Here is a 21,546-nt window from a genome sequence, read left to right on the forward strand (position 1 = left end):
TGACTACCTCATAATAACTACTCTTCCCATCAAGGCTTTTATTTTAATTGTTTGAAACTTAACTTTGAATTTATTTCATTTTACTTCGGATTTTATAATCAGTCAATAGGTTTATGAAATATTTTTAAAAATAAAAATCACTTTTTAGATATTGCACAAGTTTTAAATCTTTGTGAAGCTTTGAAAATAGTATGGTTTTTAAACTTAATTACACAATTTTATTAGACTTGAGTGACCAGTATTTTGTTTTTATATTGTGAACTATAAGGACGATTATTACTAGTAAAACAAGGGAAGGCAATGCATATAATACCTTATTCACTGGATTTTGAAAAAGCTTTACTATATCAAATTTTAATAATTGCAACATAACAATATTAAGCATTTCAGCGATATACTCTATAATAATTACTAAAATTGTTGTGGATATGGATTGCTTAATAGGTATTTTATTTATTTTTATATTTAAATAAATGAGTAGAGCAAGTGATAAAATAGAGTTTATGCCTAAATTAATTGGCAATAACCTTATTATAAAAGTTATAAAAGTACTTATGGAAGCAGTCAGTATTATTTTTGAATATTTCATTGGTGTCTGAGTAAGTAAATATATGGCCCAAACGAACAAAATGGTTTCAGGTAAACCTCTTAGTATAGATTCAATTAAAGTTACTTTAAGCATGATTTTCTCCTAATCTTTAGTTTATTGTTGAGTATATGTCTGATAGTTCTAGGTTAATTCTCTCTTGTATATTGCTTCGAATTTCACTCGCTTCACAATCAGTTTCTTCTGTTTGAATTGCTGGAAGGGCTATAATAAACTCGCTTCCTTTTCCAAGCTCACTATTGAGTTTTATATTTCCTCCGTGAAGCTTTACGAAGGATTTGACGATAGATAGACCTATACCAGTGCCCTCATTATTTCGCCTAAAAGACTTATCCACTTGTGAAAATCTCTCAAATATTTGTTCTTTTTTATCAGCAGGTATCCCTATTCCAGTATCTTTTACAGAAATGATAACATTATTTTCATCAGAACTTATGGTTACATAGATACTTCCTCCACGATCGGTAAACTTTAAAGCATTTGAAAGTAAATTTAGGATTATTCTTTCTATTTTTTCTATATCAAAAGCAATTATTTTCTCCTCAATATCCGTATCGAAGATGATTTCAACTCCTTTATTTTCTGCATAGATTAAAATTGACATAGTAATATCTTCTACATAACTGACTATGTTCTCATTTTTCATATGAAGTGTAATGTAACCTGAATCATACTTTGTTATATCTAAAAGATTATTTATTAATCTAAGTAGCCTATAGCTGTTTTGCTTCATAGCTAAAATATAGTTTTTTTTCTTTACAATTATATCAGCATCAAAACTATTGTTATAGAGATCAAGCATTTGAAGCGATGAGAATATAATATTTAAAGGTGTTTTTAGTTCGTGAGATATATTAGAAAAAAATTCTGTTACTAGTTTATTTTCTTCTATGGTTTCATTTAGCTTTTCTATATTTTTTATTACATCTTTTCTGAGCTTATTTGCTATGACTACGGGACGAATATCTCTCATTACAGTGAGGATAGAGGGCTGCCCCTTAAATAAGTAATATGTAGATGTATTTTGAACTGTAACTGCCTCACCATTTGTGTTTACAATGGTATCTTCAAATGAAACTTTATCTCTCTGGTTTTTATATAAGGATGAATACATTAGTTCTAATTTTTTTATATCATCAGATACTTCAAAGTCAAGAATACTTTTATCTTGTAATTCTTCCAATGAATAATATCCTAATAGTTCTAAAGCATTTTCATTAGCATAAATGAGACAATCCTTAGATTGAATAAAGATTGCATCAGGAGAGTTTTCGATTAATAGATTGCTAAGAGTGTCATCTTTGGAGAGCATTTCCATAATGTTTTCATGTTCTTTCAATTGTTCGCTTAATTGTTGCTCTAATGCTTCCCTTCTTTCTCTTTCGATTTGGACATATTGTCCTAACACCCATGCTACAACAAAAAAACTAGAAGTATATGTCAAATCGTTTTCGAAATATATATTCACAGTCAGATGAGGAGCGAAAATCAAGTCAATTGCTAGTAAAGTAAAAGAGGACACTGAAGCCATAATTATTCCTTGCTTTTTACCTAATTCTAAAGTTACAGTGATGACTCCAAAGATTAATAAGTATTTATAATCGCTATCATATGACTTTGAAAATACAATTAGAATTGATGATACTAATAAAAAAACATATCCTTCTATGATTTGAATTCTTTTAAGTTTTTTTAATTTCCATATTTTAAAATAGAATTGAGACCATAATATATAAATAGAAATTAACAATATGATGATAAAGAACATTAATAAATAGAATTGTTTATTGAAGATAATTAATGGTTGAGTATTATCATATTGTAAAATCTGATTTATAATTATCATCAATATGAAACCAAAAGAACCTAATTTTATTACTGTAATAAGTTCAATCATATCATTGCTTGTACTGTTCTTATCGTTAAACATTTTATCTCCTAATTTCTAAAACTATCCTTAAAATAGATGTCTTAAAATAATTATACGAAGGCTGTAAAATGAAGTCAATATAGGGCTTATATAGAAGAATAGATAATTTAATTTAAAAATCTTGGATCGTTATCGTAAAGATTCCTTCTATTGGTATAAGAAAGTTATTTCTACTAATGGACAGGATTTAAGTAATTAATAGATAGTAGTATCAATTTGCTCTTAAAAGTCACATTTTGGGATAACTATAGAAAACCTTAGAAAGAAATTTCTGGGGTTTTTTTTATTTAACTAACCTAAAATGTTATTTAATTCTTTAGTTTGTCGAATTTTCCTCGATAATACTATGGGGTTCGTGTATGGAAATTTAATTTATACTTATTCGAAAATCACTGCGTCTTAAAATTTTTGGACATGTATAAATTAATAGCTAAGCTAGGAACTCTATAAAGGTTTATTGCTTCAATCAAAAAACTATTTTTAAGACTCTCACGGATTCTAGTGAGAAGATCTAAAGATACAAATTTCATTATGAAGTAGTTTATCAATTCAGCGGAATAGATAATCCAGTTCTATCTAAATAAAACTAACAGGTACTTATGTTAACTAATAGTGGTAATAGAGTTATTAACTATATGTTTTATTTGGAACTGGTTTATCTATACATATAATCTTACGGAGGTAAATGAGATGAAAATTAAAACTATCAAGAAAAAACTTATACTAACCTTTATATTAATAATATTAGTGCCTATGTGTACTACCGGTATTATTTCTAATGTTATACTTTATAATAATCTTAAAGCTTCTTATGTTAGCTCCATAGAAAAATCGGTGACCGGTGTAAATAATGTTATAGACGAAAGCTATAACGGCTATGAAGCGACGTTATCCCAAATTACAGAAGACTCTGTAGTAAAGGCTGCTCTGTCAAATCCTGGTGGAGCTTTAGTGAAAAAAGAGCTTACAGGAGTAATTAATAGCAATCCTAAAATTCTAAATGCTTATGTTGCAACCGAAGATAAAGGAATGTATATATTCCCTGAAACAAAGCTTCCAGAAGGGTACAATCCCACGGAAAAATCTTGGTATAAGGATACAATGTCAAATGATATGATACTTTGGCAGGATGCTTATAAGGATGTGGCAACCGGTAAGATTGTGGTGACAGCTACAAAAAAGATAGTAGATGATTCGGGGAAAGCTGTAGGGGTCGCTGGAATAGATATTGATATAACTAATATAGCGGTATTGTTTAAGAGCACTAAAATTGAAAAAACAGGTGAGATATTGCTATTGGATAGAACAGGAATAGTGTTAGCCACTCAGAATAAAGACTTGTTAGGAAAAAACTTAAATCCTGATAGAGTGAATACAAATGCAGATACTAAAGATCAGAAAGTAGAAGATGCTTTTAGTGATAAAAATGAGATGTCTTGGGTGAAACCATTATTAGAAGGTAAGTCAAATTTTGTTCAAGTTAAGTTTAATGGAACAAATAAATTTATATATTATATAAGTAATGAGAAGTCTGGTTGGAAGCTGCTGGGTATGATGGACACAAGTGAAGTATATTCAAAAGTACTTTCTAATGTACTAATATTGGGTGGATTCTTTGTGCTATTTATTTTAGCTGCTTTGATGGTTGGATTATGGATTTCTAAGAGTTTAACAAGGCCGATTAATCATTTGAAAGAGGCTATGAAAAAAGGTGAAGCAGGTGATTTAACTGTAGTAACTAGCATAAATAGTTCTGATGAACTTGGTGAATTAGGCGGTAGATTTTCTAATATGATTAGTAGTGTTAAAAATCTAGTAATGTCAGTGAAAAGTTCCGCTGATAATGTACTAAGTTTTTCGGAAGATCTTACTAAGCGAGCAGAGGAGGTTACATCTTCTTCAGAAGAAATAGCGAGAGTTATAGATGAAATTTCAAAAGGTGTTCAAGAACAAGCTTATGAAGTAGATAAAGCATCTGAGATTGCAACAGAGTTTAACAACAATCTATCTAAAATTAAAGATTATAATAATAAGATAAACATAGAAAGTAAAGAGATGGAATCTAGTAGTGAAAAGACAATGGTTGCGTTTAAGGAGCTAAAAGCAAAAAATGAAAGCACTATAAACGGAGTTTCTCATATATCTGAAAGTATCGGAGTTTTAGTTAAGGAAACTGAAGATATTGGTCAGATATTGAGTACAATACTAAATATTGCATCTCAAACTAACTTACTAGCTTTAAATGCTGCTATAGAAGCCGCAAGAGCAGGGGAATCAGGAAAAGGATTTGCTGTAGTTGCTGAAGAAGTTAGAATGCTTGCAGAACAATCTGGTGAATCTGCTGTAAATATAAGAAACATAATAACTAGAGTTATAGATACTACTAAAACAGCTGCTGTTAGTATGGATAATATTAAAGCTGATGTAGAAAAACAAAATTCTGCAATGTCTACTACTGAGCAAAGTTTTGTTAGTTTAAGTGAATCCATTGAGAGTATAATAGAAAAAATCACATCAATGAATCAAAGTATAGAATTAATGTTAACTAACAGTGGCATACTTACTTCAAATATACATAACATCTCCTTCGTATCTGAGCAGTCGGCAGCTGCTGCAGAAGAAGTTAACGCTAGCGTATCTAACCAATTAAATGATATGCAAAACGTAAAAGCGCAAGCAGATGAGCTTTATAATCTAGCTCAAGCATTGGAGAAGCTTATAGAAAAGTTTCAAGTTTAATTAATAGATTAATAGTGCTTGCTTTCTACAAAAAATCCACGATAGAAATATCGTGGATTTTTACTGTATAGTAAATCTTAAAAAGTGGATAAAAAATTGTCAATATAGTCGCTTTAGTGACTTTTTTAATTTATAATATAAAAGACTTATAAAGCACGATATTATAAACTTAATAATCGTAACAAAATAAATATAATATTTATATGAGGAGTTATAAAATGAAATACTACTTAGCACCAATGGAAGGTATCACTGGATACATATATAGAAATACTTATGAAAAGTTCTTTCATAATATAGATAAATATTTTACACCATTTATCGTTGCAAATAAGGGGTTAAGTCTTAAAACTAGAGAATTAAGGGATGTATTACCTGAAAATAATAAAGGAATGAACATAGTTCCTCAAATACTTACTAATGATTCAGAAGCTTTCATTAATACTACTAAAAAACTACAACAGTTAGGGTATAATGAAGTTAATTTAAATTTAGGATGTCCTGCTGGAACAGTGGTGAAAAAAAACAGGGGATCAGGATTTTTAGCTATAAGAGAAGAACTTGATATATTTTTAAGTGAAATATACAAAATGGATGATGTGAAAATCTCTATAAAAACTAGAATAGGAAAGGATAGTCCGGAAGAATTTTATGAGTTAATAAAAATCTACAATAAATATCCTATAGAAGAATTAATTATTCATCCGAGAACGCAAAAGGATTTTTATGGCAATAAGCCTAATCTAGAGGTCTTTAAGGATGCTTTGGCTTCAAGTACTAATCCATTATGCTATAACGGAGATATTTTTACTGTTGATGACTACAATAGTATAACAGAAGCTTTTCCAGAAGTGAAAACAGTAATGCTTGGAAGAGGTATACTAGCTAATCCAGGGTTAATGGATTTGATAACAAACCAAACTAAGACAGATAAAAAAGTATTGAAAGATTTTCATGATGAAATTTTTAAGCAATATATAGAGTTATTTAATGAAGATAGAAATGCGATATTTAGAATGAAAGAACTATGGGGGTATATGTGCCATATATTCTCTGATAATAAAAAGTATATTAAAAGAATAAGAAAATCAGAAAAGTTAAATGACTATAATGAAGCTGTCCAAAGTTTGTTCGAAGAGCAAGAGATTATAGAAGGAGCGGGATTATTTTATAATCAAGATCAAAGAGTATTATAAAAAGATCAAATTGATAAAAAATGAATTTTATAGCTATAGATTTTGAAACTGCAAATGAAAAGAGAAATAGTCCATGTTCAATAGGTATTGTAGTTGTTAAAAATGGGCATGTTGTAGAAAAAATACATCATTTAATAAGGCCTAAAGAAATCAGGTTTATGCCAATTAATATTGGAATTCATGGGATAAGGCCAAGTATGGTTGAGAACGAACCAGAGTTTGATAAGGTATGGCAAAAAATAAAGCATTATTTTAATGAAAGTTTAGTAATAGCTCATAATGCGTCTTTTGATATATCGGTTTTGAGAAACAGTGCAGAGCTTTATGATATAGAACTTCCAAGTTTTAAATACATATGCACTATGAAACTTGCTAGAAACTTTTATAAAGGAATCGAAAATGCAAGACTAAATACAGTTAATAATTTTTTAGGATATGAGTTTAAGCACCATGATGCACTATATGATGCTCTTGCATGTAGTAATATACTGCTCAATATATCGAAAGAGTTAGGTTGCAAAGATATTAATGAAATATCTAAATTAATAGGGGTAACAATTGGAACTGTAGATAGCAATGGATATAGTCCTTCATCAACTAAAACAAAAGTTTTTAGAACTTCTAATAGGATGTATGAACCTAAGATTGAGAATAAATTTGAAAAGTTAGATAATGATTTATTTAGAAATGAACAGGTAGTATTTACCGGGAAATTAACTTCTTTGTCTAGAGATGAAGCTATGAGATTAGTTAAAAGACTTGGAGGAACCGCTGGAAGCTCGGTTACTAGAAAGACAACAATATTAGTTACTAATATGAAAGATATAAAAGATTTACGTAGAGAAGAAATGAGTATTAAGCTAAAAAAGGCAATAGACTTAAATGCAAAAGGACAGGATATAAAGTTTTTAAATGAAGAAGAATTTTTAAAGCTGAGATAATTAAATGAAAGTTGTTACATCTATAAAAGATAATAAATTATGGAAAATAAAACACTGATAATTAGATATTGGTGTTTTTTTTGGATATTTTTATGATATAATTAAATAAAGATAAAAAATTAACAATTTTGTAATAAGTACTTGCGTTAATATGTTTCTTGTTACATAATTAAAGTAGATAAACTTTTAATACAATAGTACGTAATAAAGGTTTATATAGTGATGTGATTTTATATATTGTTCATGATGTAACACTAGTTTCAGTAGCAATACTGATGTCAATATGTTTTTGGAGGACAACAGATGATAAAAAAGATATTAGCTATTGGTTTGAGTCTGCTTTTAATAATACCAATGGTTTCTTGTTCAAAAAAAGATGAAAAAGTTGATAAATATGCTACTAAAATGGACACTATTATGCATTTAACCGCTTATGGTCCTAATGCTAGCAAAGCAATAGATGAAGCTTTTAAAAGAGTAGATGAAATCGAAAAGATAGCAAGCAGCTCAATAGAGACCAGTGATGTAAATAAAATTAATGAAGCTGCAGGTAAAGAATATGTCAAGGTGCATCCTGAGATTGTTAAGATTATAAAAACTTCAATTGAGTATTCTAAGATCAGCAATGGAGCTTTTGATATAACTGTAAGCCCACTTATAAAACTGTGGGGAATTGGTACTGATGAAGAGAGAGTTCCAGCAGATTCTGAAATTAAGGATAAATTAGCACTTGTAGGTTATAAAAATATTAGTATTAATGAGTCAGACAATAGTGTTAAGCTTATGAAAGCTGGTATGGCTATAGATCTTGGAGGCGTTGCTAAAGGATTTACAGCAGATGAAATAGTAAAGGTTTTTAAAAAGTATGGTGTCAATAGCGCTATTATAAATCTTGGTGGTAGTTCCATATATACACTTGGAGTAAAACCAGATAAAACCTTATGGTCTGTTGCGATTCAGAACCCAAGGAAAGAAAAAAATGAAGGAAATATTGGCATTGTTAAACTAAATCAAGGCGCACTTTCTACCTCTGGAGATTATCAGAGATTTTTTATAAAGGATGGTAAGCGCTATCACCATATACTAGATCCATTTACTGGGTATCCAGCAGATGCAGGGGTTATGAGTGATACGATACGTATTGACAGTAATATACCTGATTGTAATATGCTTGCTGACATTCTTACAAAGGTTACTTTTGTGAGTGGTGTGGATAAGGGAATGAAGATTATTGATAGTATAGAAGGAATCTCCTGTATGGCTGTAACTACAGATTTTAAGATATATAAATCCTCAAAGTGGGATACCAAAATAGAAGAGCTAAGTCCTGATTTTAAGTTGGCAAATTAATTAGCTTTTATTATTTATACTAAACAATTTTTTAAATTTGTGAAATACAATTGCGATGAAATGAGTGATAAATTTGTCAATCAGTAATTTTTTTGAGTTAGTGGAAGTAAAAACCAAACTAGCAAGCATGATCCCATTTTCTTTAGGTTCAGCTTTTGCTATTTATAGATATAAAAGCTTTAACTTAAAGAATTTTATAATAATGTTTATTTCATTGATTTGCTTTGATATGGCTACTACTGCAATTAATAATTACATAGATCATACAAAAGCAAAAAATAGCTCTGGAAATAATAGCTTACTTACTAAATACGGAGCAAATAAGTCAAAGGTATTATTGATAATCTTTACATTATTAGTAATAGCAACTACAGCAGGAATTATTCTTACATTAAATACAAATGTTATAGTTTTATTAATAGGGATTATTTCGTTTATAGTAGGGGTATTTTATACTTTTGGTCCTATTCCGATTTCAAGAATGCCCTTAGGAGAAGTATTCTCGGGATTTTTTATGGGGTTTGTAATTATATTCTTGTCAGTGTATATTCATATTTTTGACACTAATATAATATCATTTACATATAAAAACAATATTCTAAGTGTTGGCATCAATCTGTTGGAGATTGCATGTATATTTTTGTTTGCTATACCTGCTATAGGAGGAATAGCAAATATAATGCTTGCCAATAATATTTGTGATGTAGAAGAGGATATTCAAAATAATAGATTTACTCTACCATATTATATAGGAAGGCCGATGGCTTTAAAGCTTTTTAAGCTATTATATTATATTGGATACGTAGATATAGTGTTGCTTGTAGCAGTAAAGGTGATTCCATTAGCTTCATTGATTATGCTTGTAACATTAATTAAAGTAAATAAAAATATTAAACTGTTCGAACAAAGACCTATAAAAAATGAAAACTTTGTCATTTCGGTTAAAAATTTTTTATTGATAAATGGTTCACAAACTATTATAATGATAATCATAGTAATGATATCAAAATAATATGAAAAAAATGTGAAGAAAATATGAAAAAAGTGTGAAATAATGTGAAAAAGCGTGAAAAAATGTTTGTAAAACTGATTCTATGATAAAATATAATTAATTATGAGTAGAAATAAAAATTTTTTATTAATAAAAGATTTTAATATAAATTATTTAAATTAATCCTTGAGGCAATATAAGCTCAGCGGGGCTCTAGTTTGAAAACCTTTTCTGTGGGGTTTGTTAACATATATTGATTATTGTGGAGTTTTGGTGAGTGAAAAATAAAGAATACGGGGTGGTAAGTGGTGTCAAAAAAGAATATTGTAATTTTAGGAGCAGGTTATGGCGGTGTACAAGCTGCAAAAATTTTAAGTAAGAAATACAAAAAAAATAACGATGTAGAAATCACACTAATTGACAGAAATCCAATTCATACACTAATGACAGAACTACATGAGGTAGCTGGGGGAAGAGTAGAGCCTGATTCAGTACAAGTTGATTTAAGAAAGATATTTTACAAGACTAAGGTTAATATTATCACTGAAGAGGTAACAGCTGTAGATGTTAATAAACAAGTTTTAACTACAGAATTTAGTGAATATAAATATGATTATTTGATCTTAGGTACAGGAAGTGAGCCAGCTTATTTTGGAATACCAGGAGTTAAGGAAAACGGATTCTCTCTTTGGTCACTAAATGATGCTCTTAAGATAAGACATCACATTGAGGAGATGTTCAAGCTTGCTAGTAGAGAAAGAAATGCTCAAAAAAGACAAGCTATGCTTACTTTTGCTGTTGCAGGTGCTGGGTTTACTGGTATTGAGATGCTTGGGGAACTTATGGAGTGGAAAAAGAAACTTTGTAAGGAATATAATGTAGATATAAATGATGTTAAACTAATGGTTATAGAAGCATTAGGAAGTATCCTTAACATATTAGATGACAAAATGGCATTAAAAGCAGAAAACTACATGCTTAAACATAAGGTTGAAATATTGAAGAATTCTGCTATCACAGAAGTTACTCCAGAAGAAGTAAGCCTTAAGGATGGAAGAAAGATTTCAACAAGAACATTAATTTGGACTTGTGGAGTACAGGGAAATTCTTTTGCTAAAGAATTTGGACTAACTCTAAACAATAGAGGAAGAGTAAGCACTAACGAATTTATGCAATCACTTGATAAAGAAAATGTTTATGTTGTAGGTGATGCAGCCTTCTTAGAAGAAAATTCAAAGCCATTACCTCAAATAGTTGAGGCAGCTCTTCAAACAGCTGAAACCGTATCACATAATATCATAGCTGATATTGAAAATAAAGAGAAAAAAGCATTTAAATCAAATTATCATGGTTTCATGGTTTCGATTGGTGGTCGTTATGCAGTTGCAGATGTAGGTGGAATGAAATTAACAGGATTCCTTGCTACAGCGATGAAACATGTAGTAAATCTACACTATTTATTTGGTGTTGGTGGATTTTATTTAATATTCAGATACTTATTCCATGAATTCTTTGATATTAAGGAAAGACGTTCAATATTAGGAGGCCATGCATCAGCTAAATCTCCGTCATTTTGGTTAATTCCTTTAAGATTATATATAGGTTCAATGTGGGTACTTGAGGCATTGAAGAAGTTAATCGGTGAACAAACTTGGGCAAATGCTTCAGGCTTTGGAAAAATAACTTCTGGACTTGGACCAGACAGCTGGTTTAGAAGTGGAAATATTAAGTTACCTTTTGACTGGTTATTAGATGGTACTGCAAGTGCTTCGGCTACAACAGAAGGAGCAACTACTCAAGTTACTCCTATACTAAGCAGTATGCCAGGATTTTTTAAAGCTATTATGAAGATTATGATACCAAACCCAGACGTAGCTATTTGGTTCCAAAGAATTGTTGTTTGTACAGAACTTGCTATAGGGTTATGCCTTTTAGCTGGATTATTTACTTGGCTTGCAAGTGCAGCTTCAGCCTTCTTAACTGTTAACTTTGTTTTATCAGCAATGGCTGGATATGATATACTTTGGTTCTTCTTTGGTGGTATAGCTCTTATGGCTGGTGCAGGAAAATCAGTTGGACTTGACTACTATGTGATGCCTTGGTTAGGTAAGATTTTAGGAAACTTCTGGCTTGGAAAACAAAAGCCATTATATAAAGATGAAACTTCAGTATACAGCAATGGAACCTCAGCTAAACTTTAAAAAAGGTGATGAAAAGAGGTAATAATGAAAAAATGGGATGTAATCATAATAGTTGCACTAATTATAATCTCATTCATTCCTGAAGGTGTGATGCTTGTTACAAATTTAAATAAGCATGACAGTCTGTATGTAGAGGTATATTCACAGGGGAAGTTATTTAAAAAACTTCCTCTGAAAAAAGATTCTGAGAAAGTAACCTTTACACTAAAGAATGAACTAGGGGAAAATGTTGTTGAAATAAATAATGGACAAGTGAAGGTCATTGATGCAGACTGTTATGACAAAATATGTGTAAAAGCTCATGCTATCAGCAAACCTGGTGAATCTATAATATGTTTACCGCATAAGGTAGTTGTGAGGGTAATAGGTGAAGGAGAACAGGAGACGGATGAACAATCCTTTTGAGGTGGTTTAAATGATAAAAACTCGAAAGATGGTATTCTTATCATTGCTTATAGCTCAGGCACTGGTGCTTCATATTGTTGAGGGCATGATACCAGTACCCTTTATAACTCCAGGAGCGAAACTTGGCTTGGCTAATATTGTGACTGTTGTATCACTGTATTCCTTTGGTGAAATTGAAACTCTCGTAGTTATTATAGTTAGATTACTGCTAGCATCTATGTTTGGAGGGAGTATATCTAGTCTATTATATAGTATTGCTGGGGCATTATTCAGCTTTATTATAATGGTAATTATAAAGAGAATAGGTAAAGATAATGTGACTTTAGTAGGTGTTAGTGCTGCAGGATCAGTTTTTCATAACATTGGTCAAATTACTATGGCTGCATTGATAGTTCAAAATGTAAATATAAGTTTATATCTTCCCGTTTTAACAATAGCAGGAATCGGTACAGGCTTTTTTGTTGGGTTAACTTCTAGATATACTTTAAACCATCTAAATAAGCTAAACGCAACTACTAAACTATTTGACGATAAAGGGTGATTACATGGATAAATTTTGGAGTGAATATCCAGTTGTGAATAATGATTTAGAAGAAGTCATTAAAATAATAAAAAAGAATATTAAGTGTAAAGAAAAGCTTGTTGAGAATGCAATATTAGAACTAGTAAATTCAGGTGGTAAACTGCTTAGGCCAGCATTCTTAATTATTGCTGCAAGATTTGGTGAGTTTAAGGAAGATGAGATTTATCCTCTGGCGGCTGTACTTGAGATGTTACATATGGCTACTTTAGTTCATGATGATATAGTAGATGACTCCAAACTTAGAAGAGGAACTGAAACTGTTCAATCTAAATATGGTAAAGATTATGCGGTGTATATAGGGGACTTTTTATTCTGTAGATGCTTTAAAATTTTATCTGAGCATTCTACTTTAAAAAATATTAAAGCAGATTCAAATGTTATGTCTAGAATCTGTATGGGAGAAATAGAACAATTCTCTTCAAAATATAATAAACAAGTGTCAGTAAAAAGATACTTAAAAAGAATATCTTCAAAGACTGCAGAACTATTTTCATTAAGTTTCTATAGTGGTGCTGCTGCAAGTGGATGTGATGAAAGATTAGCTAGAAAGCTTTCTAACATCGGACATAATATAGGTATGGCATTTCAAATAATCGATGATATTTTAGATTATACTGGTAGTGAGGAAGTAGTTGGTAAGTCAATAGGGACTGATATAAAACAAGGTCTTTATACTTTACCTCTAATATATGTACTAGAGAAGAAAAATTCTAATTTATCCTCAATTCTTGATAAGGAATCTCTTGAGGATAAGGATATTAAGGAGATTGCCGATATAGTGAAGAGCTTTGGAGGAATCGAAAAATCTAGGGCATTAGCAGAAAGATACACTAATAAAGCTTTTAATTTAATCAATACTCTACCAGAAGGTGAAAATAAAAATATCTTATTAAAGACAACAGAAAAGTTATTAGTAAGATTTTATTAGATAAAGATTGTAAATGATTAATTAGGTGGATTTAATTTTTTAAAAAGTATTTATTGTTTATAGATATAAGGATAATTGTGATGTGTTAACGTCTTTTTATCCATTATATTATAATAAATTTAAAAACAATTTAAGGGGGATTTTTTTATGAAAATCAAAGCAATACTATTATCAACTGTTATGGCAGCAGCACTATTAGCTGGATGTGGTTCTAAGGAAGCTACAACAACTAAAACAACAGAACCAGCAAAAACTGCAACTACTGATGCAGTAGCATCAGCATCAGTAACAGACAATGCAGATGTTTTTGCTAAAACAATAGGAAAAGATGGAAAATGGATAATCGCTATTACAAAGGATATGACAGTAAACAAGGACCTAGTATTAGAAGGTGAATACAAGAATGGTAAAAAAGATGCTGCTGGTAAAGAAACTTTACAAAGAAAGATAGCTCTTTACACTCAAGATGCTAACCACAAAGTAACAGCTAGATTTACATTAACAGCTCCAAAAATAACTATAAAGAGCCCAGTAGCTAGTATCCAACACGGAACTTTCAAGGGTGATGTATATGTTGAAACTAATGATTTCCAATTAGTTGATGCTACAGTTGATGGAAACATCTACTTCAAAGACGATGCTGCTAAAGCTGGATTCAAGATGGATGCTACTTCAAAAGTAACTGGTAAGCAAGAAGTAAAGAAGTAATTATATAATCTTTAATAATTAAAGATTGCTAACTTATAAAGAGAAAACGGTTAATCGATAGATTAACCGTTTTTTTACTTTTACTTTATTTACACATTATTTATAAAAGTCATATTATAAGCATTTTTAAATTGTTTAGGAGTTAAGTTTTCATGTTTTTTAAACAACTTAAGAAAGTATTTGTCATCTATAAAGCCTAGTTCATGAGCGATTTCCTTTGTACTTAAATTTGAATTGCATAGTAATTGTTTTGCTTTAGATATTCTAAGGTAATTTATATATTGCTGCATACTCATCCCCATTCTTTTCTTAAAATAACGGGCTAGGTACTCTTTTGAAAAATTAAATTCATGAGATACATTTCTCAAGGATATGTTTTGAGTCATATGAATCTTTATCCACTGTAACATTTCTGGCAAGATATCATCCTCATTTGGTTTCTCAACAGAAGAATTAAAATTTAATATAACTTGTTCAGTAATCTCTATTAAAAGAGCTGTGAGGCTGTAGTTCACACTATGCTTAGTATAATAAGCTGATTGTGATAGGTGAAGTAGTTGTCTGAATAAAACGTTTATCCTATCTAGATTTAAGTTTTTACATATAGTAGGGATTAATATGCTTGAATTCAAACCGTTAAAATACGGATTGCTGTTAGCAATGGCTACTTCAGATCTAGCATCAAAAGCGTTTTGAATTTTACAAGAATCATTGCAAAAAAAGTGAAGCCAATAGAAGGATGTTCCTTTATCAGAGTAATCATACCCCTTATGTTTACGCTCAGGCTCTAGCAATAAAAGGTCTCCTTCCTTTAGTTCATATTTTTCGTCATCTTGCTGTATATACATAGTACCTTTGTTCATTATAATAAGCTCATAATTATCAATAATTCTCTCCATATGTAGCCATCTATAATCAGAGGTAAAGTTTCCGCAATTTGAAAAAATTAAAGGAGAACTAATATCTGCTTTAAGATATCTCATTAGTCAATATTCGCCACCTTTTGTTAATATAATCTACCGACAACGGTTTAATATTCTGTCATAGTAATATTGTACAAGATATGTTTGGATGAGTAAAACTAATATAATACACTTTTTATTTTTAAGTAAATACTTGTTCTTCTATTTCCAGAAAAGTCAGGAGAGAACACAGTACTAAGGGAAGGTGTATTATCGATTTTTTAAGGGGGGATTAAGAGATTTATGGAAAAAGTACAATTATTAGATGGTATATTTAAAACTTCTCAAAATAAAGGAAAGGAATATCTTTTATACTTAGATGTTGATAGACTTTTGGCACCGTGTTATGTGGCTATAGGAAAAACACCTAAGAAGCCCAACTATGGTGGCTGGGAGGCAAAGCCAATAAGTGGACACTCATTAGGACACTTTTTGTCTGCTTTGGCAGCAATGTATGTTGCGGATAGGGATGAAAGATTAAATGATAAGCTTAAGTATGCGGTATCGGAACTTGCATATCTTCAAAGCCTAGATGAAGAAGGATACGTTAGCGGATTTGCAAAGGATTGCTTTAATAAAGTTTTTAGTGGGGAGTTTAATGTTACAAGGTTTGAGCTTGGTGATAGCTGGGTTCCTTGGTATAGCATTCATAAGATTTTTGCTGGTCTTATAGATGCTTATGTTCTCACTGAAAATAATCAGGCACTTGAAGTTGTTAAGAAGCTTTCTGATTGGGCTAAAAAGGGAACAGATAATCTAACAGAAGAACAATTTGACAGAATGTTATACTGTGAGCATGGTGGAATGTGTGAAGCTATGGCGAATCTTTATGAGATTACTAAAAATAAAGATTATCTAGAACTTTCAAAAAGATTCTATCATAAAGAAACATTAGTGCCTCTAACAGAAGATCAGGATCAATTGGAAGGAAAGCATGCTAACACCCAGATTCCTAAAGTAATTGGTGCCTCAAGGCTCTATGAGTTAACAAGGGATGAAAAGTATAAAGATGCTGCAAAATACTTTTGGAATCTTGTAACTAAGAGTCGTACCTATGCCATTGGGGGAAATAGTATAGATGAGCATTTTGGTAAACCAAATGTAGAAAGATTAGGGGTAACTACTGCTGAAACTTGCAATACCTACAATATGTTAAAACTTACAGAACATTTATATGCTTGGGAACAGAATAGTGATTATATTGACTATTATGAGAATGCGTTATACAATCAAATACTTGCATCTCAAGATCCAGAATCAGGTATGAAAACTTATTTTGTATCAACAAAGCCAGGACATTTTAAAATTTACTGCTCTCCAGAGGATTCCTTTTGGTGTTGTACGGGAACTGGTATGGAGAACCCAGCAAGGTATATAAGAAACATATATTATAGAGAGAAGAATAATTTGTTTGTTAATCTTTTCATTGCTTCAAAACTTCAATTACAGGATAAAAGAATAGTGCTAAGACAGGAAACAATGTTTCCAGAAGAAGACAGAACTAAGCTAGTATTTGAAGAAGCAGATGAAGAATTAATGATTGTAAATATAAGAGTACCGTATTGGGTAAATGGTGAAGTTAAGGTTGTTGTAAATGGAAGTGAAGAACATTCAAAATCACATAATGGATATATAGCTATAGAAAGAAATTGGAAAAAAGGTGATGAAATAGATATATCCTTACCAATGAATGTACATGTTTATACTTCAAAGGATGATTCGCACAAAATTGTATTTATGTATGGGCCATTAGTGCTTGCAGGAGCTCTTGGTAAGGAAAACTTTCCAGAAACTGATATTTTAGATGACCACTTAAAATTAAACCATTATCCAGGGATTGCGGTTCCCACATTAGTAACAGATAGAGTTGAAGAGTGTGTTAAGCATGCTTATGTAAGTCCACTGACTTTTGAAACTGAAGCTATATGTGAGCCAGGGCATAAAAAAATTAAACTAATACCTTTTTATGATCTTCATCATCAAAGATATACTATCTATTGGACAACTATGACTCCTGAGGAATATAAACAAGCTAAATTAACCAAGGCAGATTTTGAAGAAACTATGGATAAGGTAACTATAGATTCAGTTAATCCAAACGAACAACAGTCTGAAATAGAGCACGGGATGAAATCTGAGAGTTCAAACTCAGACTATTCTAGTGAAGTCGGAAAAGGCTGGCGTGAAGCTATTGATGGCGGTTATTTCAGCTATGAGATGAAAGTAGAATCTTCTAATGAAGCAAACTTAGCAGTAACTTATTATGGAGAAGATAAAGAATGCTTCATTGATGGCAAAAGATACACCAGAGAATTTATCATTTATGTAGATGGAATCTTAGTAGCAGAAGAATTGTTAAATGCTAGTGAACCTACAAGTCTATTTACTAAGTTCTATACCATTCCTAAGAATATAACTAAAGGAAAATATAAAGTTGAAGTGAAATTTGCAGCAGATAAAGAAAAAATTGCCGGAAGAGTATTTGAATTAAGGATTGTAAATAAAAATTAGATTAACAGCTTTATAAAATACTTGATTGATTAGTTGATATATAAAAGCAAATTGTGTCGGTACAATTTGCTTTTTTTATTTTATATGGTATCTTATTAATATTAAATAGTGAACTATGGATGTACCGCTTCGTATTAAGATTTATATTTTTAAATTCTCTCACCAGAACCCGTCAGAGTTTCAAAAATAAATTTAGGATCGAACTGGTATATCTATAAAAGAGGAGGTATAGGCAATGAATGATAAATTTGTATATGCACCAGGACCTACTAGTGTAAGAGAGAATGTGAGATTGGAAAGAGCTAGAGCAACTACTAATCCTGATGTAGATGAACAATTTATAGAATTCTATAAAAATACTTGCGATAAGATAGGTAAGATAATAAAAACTGAAAATCCAGTATACATATTGAGTGGGGAAGGGATTTTAGGTCTAGAAGCAGCATGTGCGTCTCTTACTGAATCAGGTGATAGAGTCCTTGTATTAGATAACGGTATTTATGGAAGAGGCTTTAAAGACTTCGTTGAAATGTATGGGGGAGAGGCCGTATACTTTTCGGACGATTATAACAAAGCTATAGATGCAAACAAGTTAAAGGAATTTTTACAAAAAGATCATAACTTCAAGTATGCAACAATAGTACATTGTGATACGCCAACTGGTGTTTTAAATGATTTATCTAAGATATGCCCAATATTAAATGAGTATGGGATTTTAACTGTTGTTGATTCTGTTTCAGCGATGGCTGGAGAAAATATAAAAGTTGATGATTGGAAGATTGATATAGCTTTAGGAGGATCACAAAAAGCATTTTCTGCTCCAGCAGGATTAACTATGGTGAGTATCAGTGAAAAAGCTAAAGCTGCAATGAAAAACAGAAAAACTCCTATAGTAGGATTTTACTGTAATCTGACTATTTGGGAAAACTATTATGAAAATAAGTGGTTTCCATATACGATGCCAATAAGCGATATCATGGGTTTAAGTAAAGCTGCAGACAATATCTTAAATGAAGGCGTTCAAGAGGTACTTGATAGACATGAGAAGATTGCTCAAGCAACTAGAGAAGCTATAAAGGAATATGGGCTTGAATTATTTTTAAGAGGTGGATATTCTAATACAGTTACTGCTGTTAAAGTTCCAGAAAGTATAGGTGCATTACAGCTTAAAGAGCACATGTTAAAGAAATATAACACTTTAATAATTACGTCATTGAAACCATATGATAATGAAATTCTAAGAATAGGTCATATGGGAGAAAATGCTCGCGAAGATAAGATAATTTATGCATTAAATGTAATAGATAAAGGACTAAAAGATTTAGGGTTTAATAGCGAAAAGAATTTAGTGGGGCTATTTAATAAATGCTTAGATAGTATTAAATAGCGTGATGTTAAAGCAACAGCTTAAATTAAATGTTTAGCTATCCGATGCTTTAATGAGCTTACACGAAGTTTAAACAATATTCTTAAACATAAAAAAGTAATTATTATAGAAAACAAAATTATAAAAATATATAAAGGTGGGGCATAAAATGGAAGTAAATGGAAGCAAAAGTAAATTTAAAACAAAAGATTTGGTTATAACAGCACTATTAACCGCACTAGTATTTGTAGCAACAGCATTTATTAACGTTAGATTACCGTTCTTATCTAATGGTGGCTTAGTTCACTTAGGAACTGTAATGCTATTTATTACAGCAACTGTTTTTGGTAAAGAAAAAGGGGCCATTGCAGGGGCTGTTGGGATGGCTATTTTTGATTTATCTTCAGGATGGGCACTGTGGGCACCATTTACTTTTGTAGTAAGAGGAGTAATGGGATATATGGTTGGAAGTATTGCTTGGAGTAAAAATAAATCTGGCGATAGCTTTATGTTAAATTCAGTTGCAATGATATTATCTGGTATTTGGATGATATTTGGATATTATGTTACTGAAGGAATTCTTTATGGAAATTGGATTACACCGGTAGGGTCAATACCTGGAAATGTAGCACAAATTGTTTTAGGATTGGCATTAGGATTACCTATGGCAAAAGTTCTTAAGAGATATGTGAAATATATATAAGTTTAAATTAAATGTCCCATAGCATTAAATTGCTAAGGGACATTTTTTTATTGTATAAAAAATTGTAAAATTTTCAAAGTATCTAAACCTAGATATTTCAATACTTTTATAAGTTTTTTTATGGCTTAGAATTAGGAGCGGAAAGAATTATAGCTGTTTATTTTCAAAAGTAGAAAATTAGTATCTATAAATATAATTGTATAATGGCTATAAATTTAAGTATAATTTATCTAAAGAGTTCCCAACTCAACTATTAATTTATACATGCCAAAAGATCCTCAGAAGCCAGGATTTTCGAACAAGTATAAATTAAGCTTCTATATAGGAACTCTTTAGAAATGTAACGTTATGATTTTAGTAATTTTAAGATGTTTTTAAGGCTATTCTTGAAATTAAGTGGTTGTGAAGGACAAATAACTAGTTTTAAAAAGAGGTGATTGTAAATGCTAGCAGATTATCATATGCATACAAGCTTTAGTGATGACTCTGATTATCCAATGGAAGAGGAGATTAAACAAGCAATATCTTTAGGACTTGATGAGATATGTTTTACAGAACATGTGGATTATGGGGTTAAAACAGATCTAAATTGTAATTATGAAGAATATATAAAAGAATTCAAAAGGTGTAAGGAAAAATATAAAGATAAGATAAATATAAAATTAGGTATTGAATTTGGGATGCAAGTTCATACAATCGGTCAATGTCAAAAAGATTTTGATAAATATGATTTTGATTTTGTTATACTTTCTTGTCACCAGGTAGATGATAAAGAATTTTGGACTCAGGATTTTCAAAAAGGAAAAACCCAAAAGGAATATAACGAAAAGTATTATGAAGAAATACTAAAGGTTATAAATAAGTATGAAGATTATAGCGTATTAGGTCACTTAGATATGATTAAAAGATATGACGAAGTGGGAGAATATCCTTTTGAAAAAGTAAAAAATATAGTGATAGAAATTTTGAAACATGTAATTGCAAATGATAAAGGAATAGAAATCAATACCTCTAGTTTTAGATATGGGTTAGGGGACTTAACGCCTTCAAAAGAAATACTAAAATTATATAGAGAGTTAGGTGGAAATATTATTACTATAGGTTCAGACTCGCACAAGGAGGAACATGTAGGTTATAATATTCAAATTGTAAGAGAAGAATTAAAAAAATTAGGATATAAACAATTTTGTACATTTGAAAAAATGAAACCTATTTTTCATGATTTATAGATTGTAATACAATAAATTTTTGACTTAAAAGTTATAATAGCTCAACTATTAAATAGTGCAGATAAGCATACCTTATCTGCACTATTCTTGTATCAGGAGCTTACTATAATGAGTTGGATTCAAGAGCTTTTTTGATGATCATTAATTTGAAAACCGTACTTAAATATAGTTTAAAACAAATAAAACTTGTGCTTTA

The 21,546-nt window shown here is 30.5% G+C and carries 17 protein-coding genes and 1 other annotated feature (1 of these 18 only partly in view); of the genes, 14 read left to right on the plus strand and 3 right to left on the minus strand.

What is annotated here, in order from left to right:
* Positions 1-42, minus strand: a binding site (T-box leader); it reaches 221 nt to the left of the window's first position.
* Between the two features lie 166 nt (positions 43-208).
* Together bsdtw1_RS02365 and bsdtw1_RS02370 are read right to left on the minus strand one after the other, a co-directional pair.
* Positions 209-682 (minus strand): hypothetical protein, encoded by a 474-nt coding sequence (locus bsdtw1_RS02365; protein WP_183276000.1) that lies wholly within the window; start codon positions 680-682, stop codon positions 209-211.
* Between the two features lie 16 nt (positions 683-698).
* Positions 699-2,537, minus strand: a complete 1,839-nt coding sequence (locus tag bsdtw1_RS02370) for a sensor histidine kinase (RefSeq protein WP_244638096.1) — start codon at positions 2,535-2,537, stop codon at positions 699-701.
* A gap of 690 nt (positions 2,538-3,227) precedes the next feature.
* Between bsdtw1_RS02370 and bsdtw1_RS02375 the strand changes: the two genes are divergently transcribed.
* The 10 genes from bsdtw1_RS02375 (at position 3,228) to bsdtw1_RS02420 (ending at position 14,579) form a co-directional block, all read left to right on the plus strand.
* A complete protein-coding gene (locus tag bsdtw1_RS02375; protein ID WP_244638097.1) occupies positions 3,228-5,276 on the plus strand; it encodes a methyl-accepting chemotaxis protein in 2,049 nt (682 codons plus the stop codon).
* Between the two features lie 218 nt (positions 5,277-5,494).
* Complete coding sequence (locus bsdtw1_RS02380) at positions 5,495-6,472, plus strand: tRNA dihydrouridine synthase (RefSeq protein ID WP_183276001.1); 978 nt, start codon at positions 5,495-5,497, stop codon at positions 6,470-6,472.
* A gap of 20 nt (positions 6,473-6,492) precedes the next feature.
* Entirely contained in the window at positions 6,493-7,413 is a 921-nt protein-coding gene (locus bsdtw1_RS02385) for an exonuclease domain-containing protein (protein ID WP_183276002.1), read from the plus strand.
* A 303-nt stretch (positions 7,414-7,716) separates the two neighbouring features.
* Positions 7,717-8,763 carry an FAD:protein FMN transferase gene (locus bsdtw1_RS02390; RefSeq protein ID WP_183276003.1) on the plus strand — a complete coding sequence of 349 codons (1,047 nt, stop codon included), beginning with the start codon at positions 7,717-7,719 and terminating at the stop codon, positions 8,761-8,763.
* A gap of 73 nt (positions 8,764-8,836) precedes the next feature.
* Entirely contained in the window at positions 8,837-9,775 is a 939-nt protein-coding gene (locus bsdtw1_RS02395) for a 1,4-dihydroxy-2-naphthoate polyprenyltransferase (RefSeq protein ID WP_183276004.1), read from the plus strand.
* Positions 9,776-10,062: 287 nt separating this feature from the next.
* Positions 10,063-11,955, plus strand: a complete 1,893-nt coding sequence (locus bsdtw1_RS02400) for an FAD-dependent oxidoreductase (RefSeq protein WP_183276005.1) — start codon at positions 10,063-10,065, stop codon at positions 11,953-11,955.
* A gap of 24 nt (positions 11,956-11,979) precedes the next feature.
* Positions 11,980-12,360 carry a NusG domain II-containing protein gene (locus bsdtw1_RS02405; protein WP_244638098.1) on the plus strand — a complete coding sequence of 127 codons (381 nt, stop codon included), beginning with the start codon at positions 11,980-11,982 and terminating at the stop codon, positions 12,358-12,360.
* A gap of 10 nt (positions 12,361-12,370) precedes the next feature.
* The gene (locus bsdtw1_RS02410) at positions 12,371-12,901 is read left to right on the plus strand and encodes a Gx transporter family protein (protein ID WP_183276006.1); all 531 of its coding nucleotides are present in this window, start codon (positions 12,371-12,373) and stop codon (positions 12,899-12,901) included.
* A gap of 4 nt (positions 12,902-12,905) precedes the next feature.
* A complete protein-coding gene (locus bsdtw1_RS02415) occupies positions 12,906-13,871 on the plus strand; it encodes a polyprenyl synthetase family protein (protein WP_183276007.1) in 966 nt (321 codons plus the stop codon).
* A 147-nt stretch (positions 13,872-14,018) separates the two neighbouring features.
* Positions 14,019-14,579: a hypothetical protein gene (locus bsdtw1_RS02420; RefSeq protein WP_183276008.1), complete on the plus strand. Its 561-nt coding sequence runs from the start codon at positions 14,019-14,021 to the stop codon at positions 14,577-14,579.
* 89 nt (positions 14,580-14,668) lie between these two features.
* Here the strand turns inward: bsdtw1_RS02420 and bsdtw1_RS02425 are convergent, their stop codons facing one another.
* Positions 14,669-15,562, minus strand: coding sequence for an AraC family transcriptional regulator (locus bsdtw1_RS02425; protein ID WP_183276009.1), 894 nt, complete (start codon positions 15,560-15,562; stop codon positions 14,669-14,671).
* A gap of 222 nt (positions 15,563-15,784) precedes the next feature.
* Between bsdtw1_RS02425 and bsdtw1_RS02430 the strand changes: the two genes are divergently transcribed.
* From bsdtw1_RS02430 to bsdtw1_RS02445, 4 genes are all read left to right on the plus strand, one after another.
* Complete coding sequence (locus bsdtw1_RS02430) at positions 15,785-18,052, plus strand: glycoside hydrolase family 127 protein (RefSeq protein WP_183276010.1); 2,268 nt, start codon at positions 15,785-15,787, stop codon at positions 18,050-18,052.
* A gap of 235 nt (positions 18,053-18,287) precedes the next feature.
* Entirely contained in the window at positions 18,288-19,439 is a 1,152-nt protein-coding gene (locus tag bsdtw1_RS02435) for a pyridoxal-phosphate-dependent aminotransferase family protein (RefSeq protein ID WP_183276011.1), read from the plus strand.
* A 148-nt stretch (positions 19,440-19,587) separates the two neighbouring features.
* Positions 19,588-20,121, plus strand: a complete 534-nt coding sequence (locus bsdtw1_RS02440; RefSeq protein WP_183276012.1) for an ECF transporter S component — start codon at positions 19,588-19,590, stop codon at positions 20,119-20,121.
* A gap of 443 nt (positions 20,122-20,564) precedes the next feature.
* Positions 20,565-21,350 (plus strand): histidinol-phosphatase HisJ family protein, encoded by a 786-nt coding sequence (locus bsdtw1_RS02445; protein WP_183276013.1) that lies wholly within the window; start codon positions 20,565-20,567, stop codon positions 21,348-21,350.
* The last annotated feature ends 196 nt before the right edge of the window (positions 21,351-21,546 follow it).

Origin of the sequence: Clostridium fungisolvens, assembly GCF_014193895.1 — a bacterium.
In the GTDB taxonomy this organism is placed as follows: Bacteria; Bacillota; Clostridia; order Clostridiales; family Clostridiaceae; genus Clostridium_AR; species Clostridium_AR fungisolvens.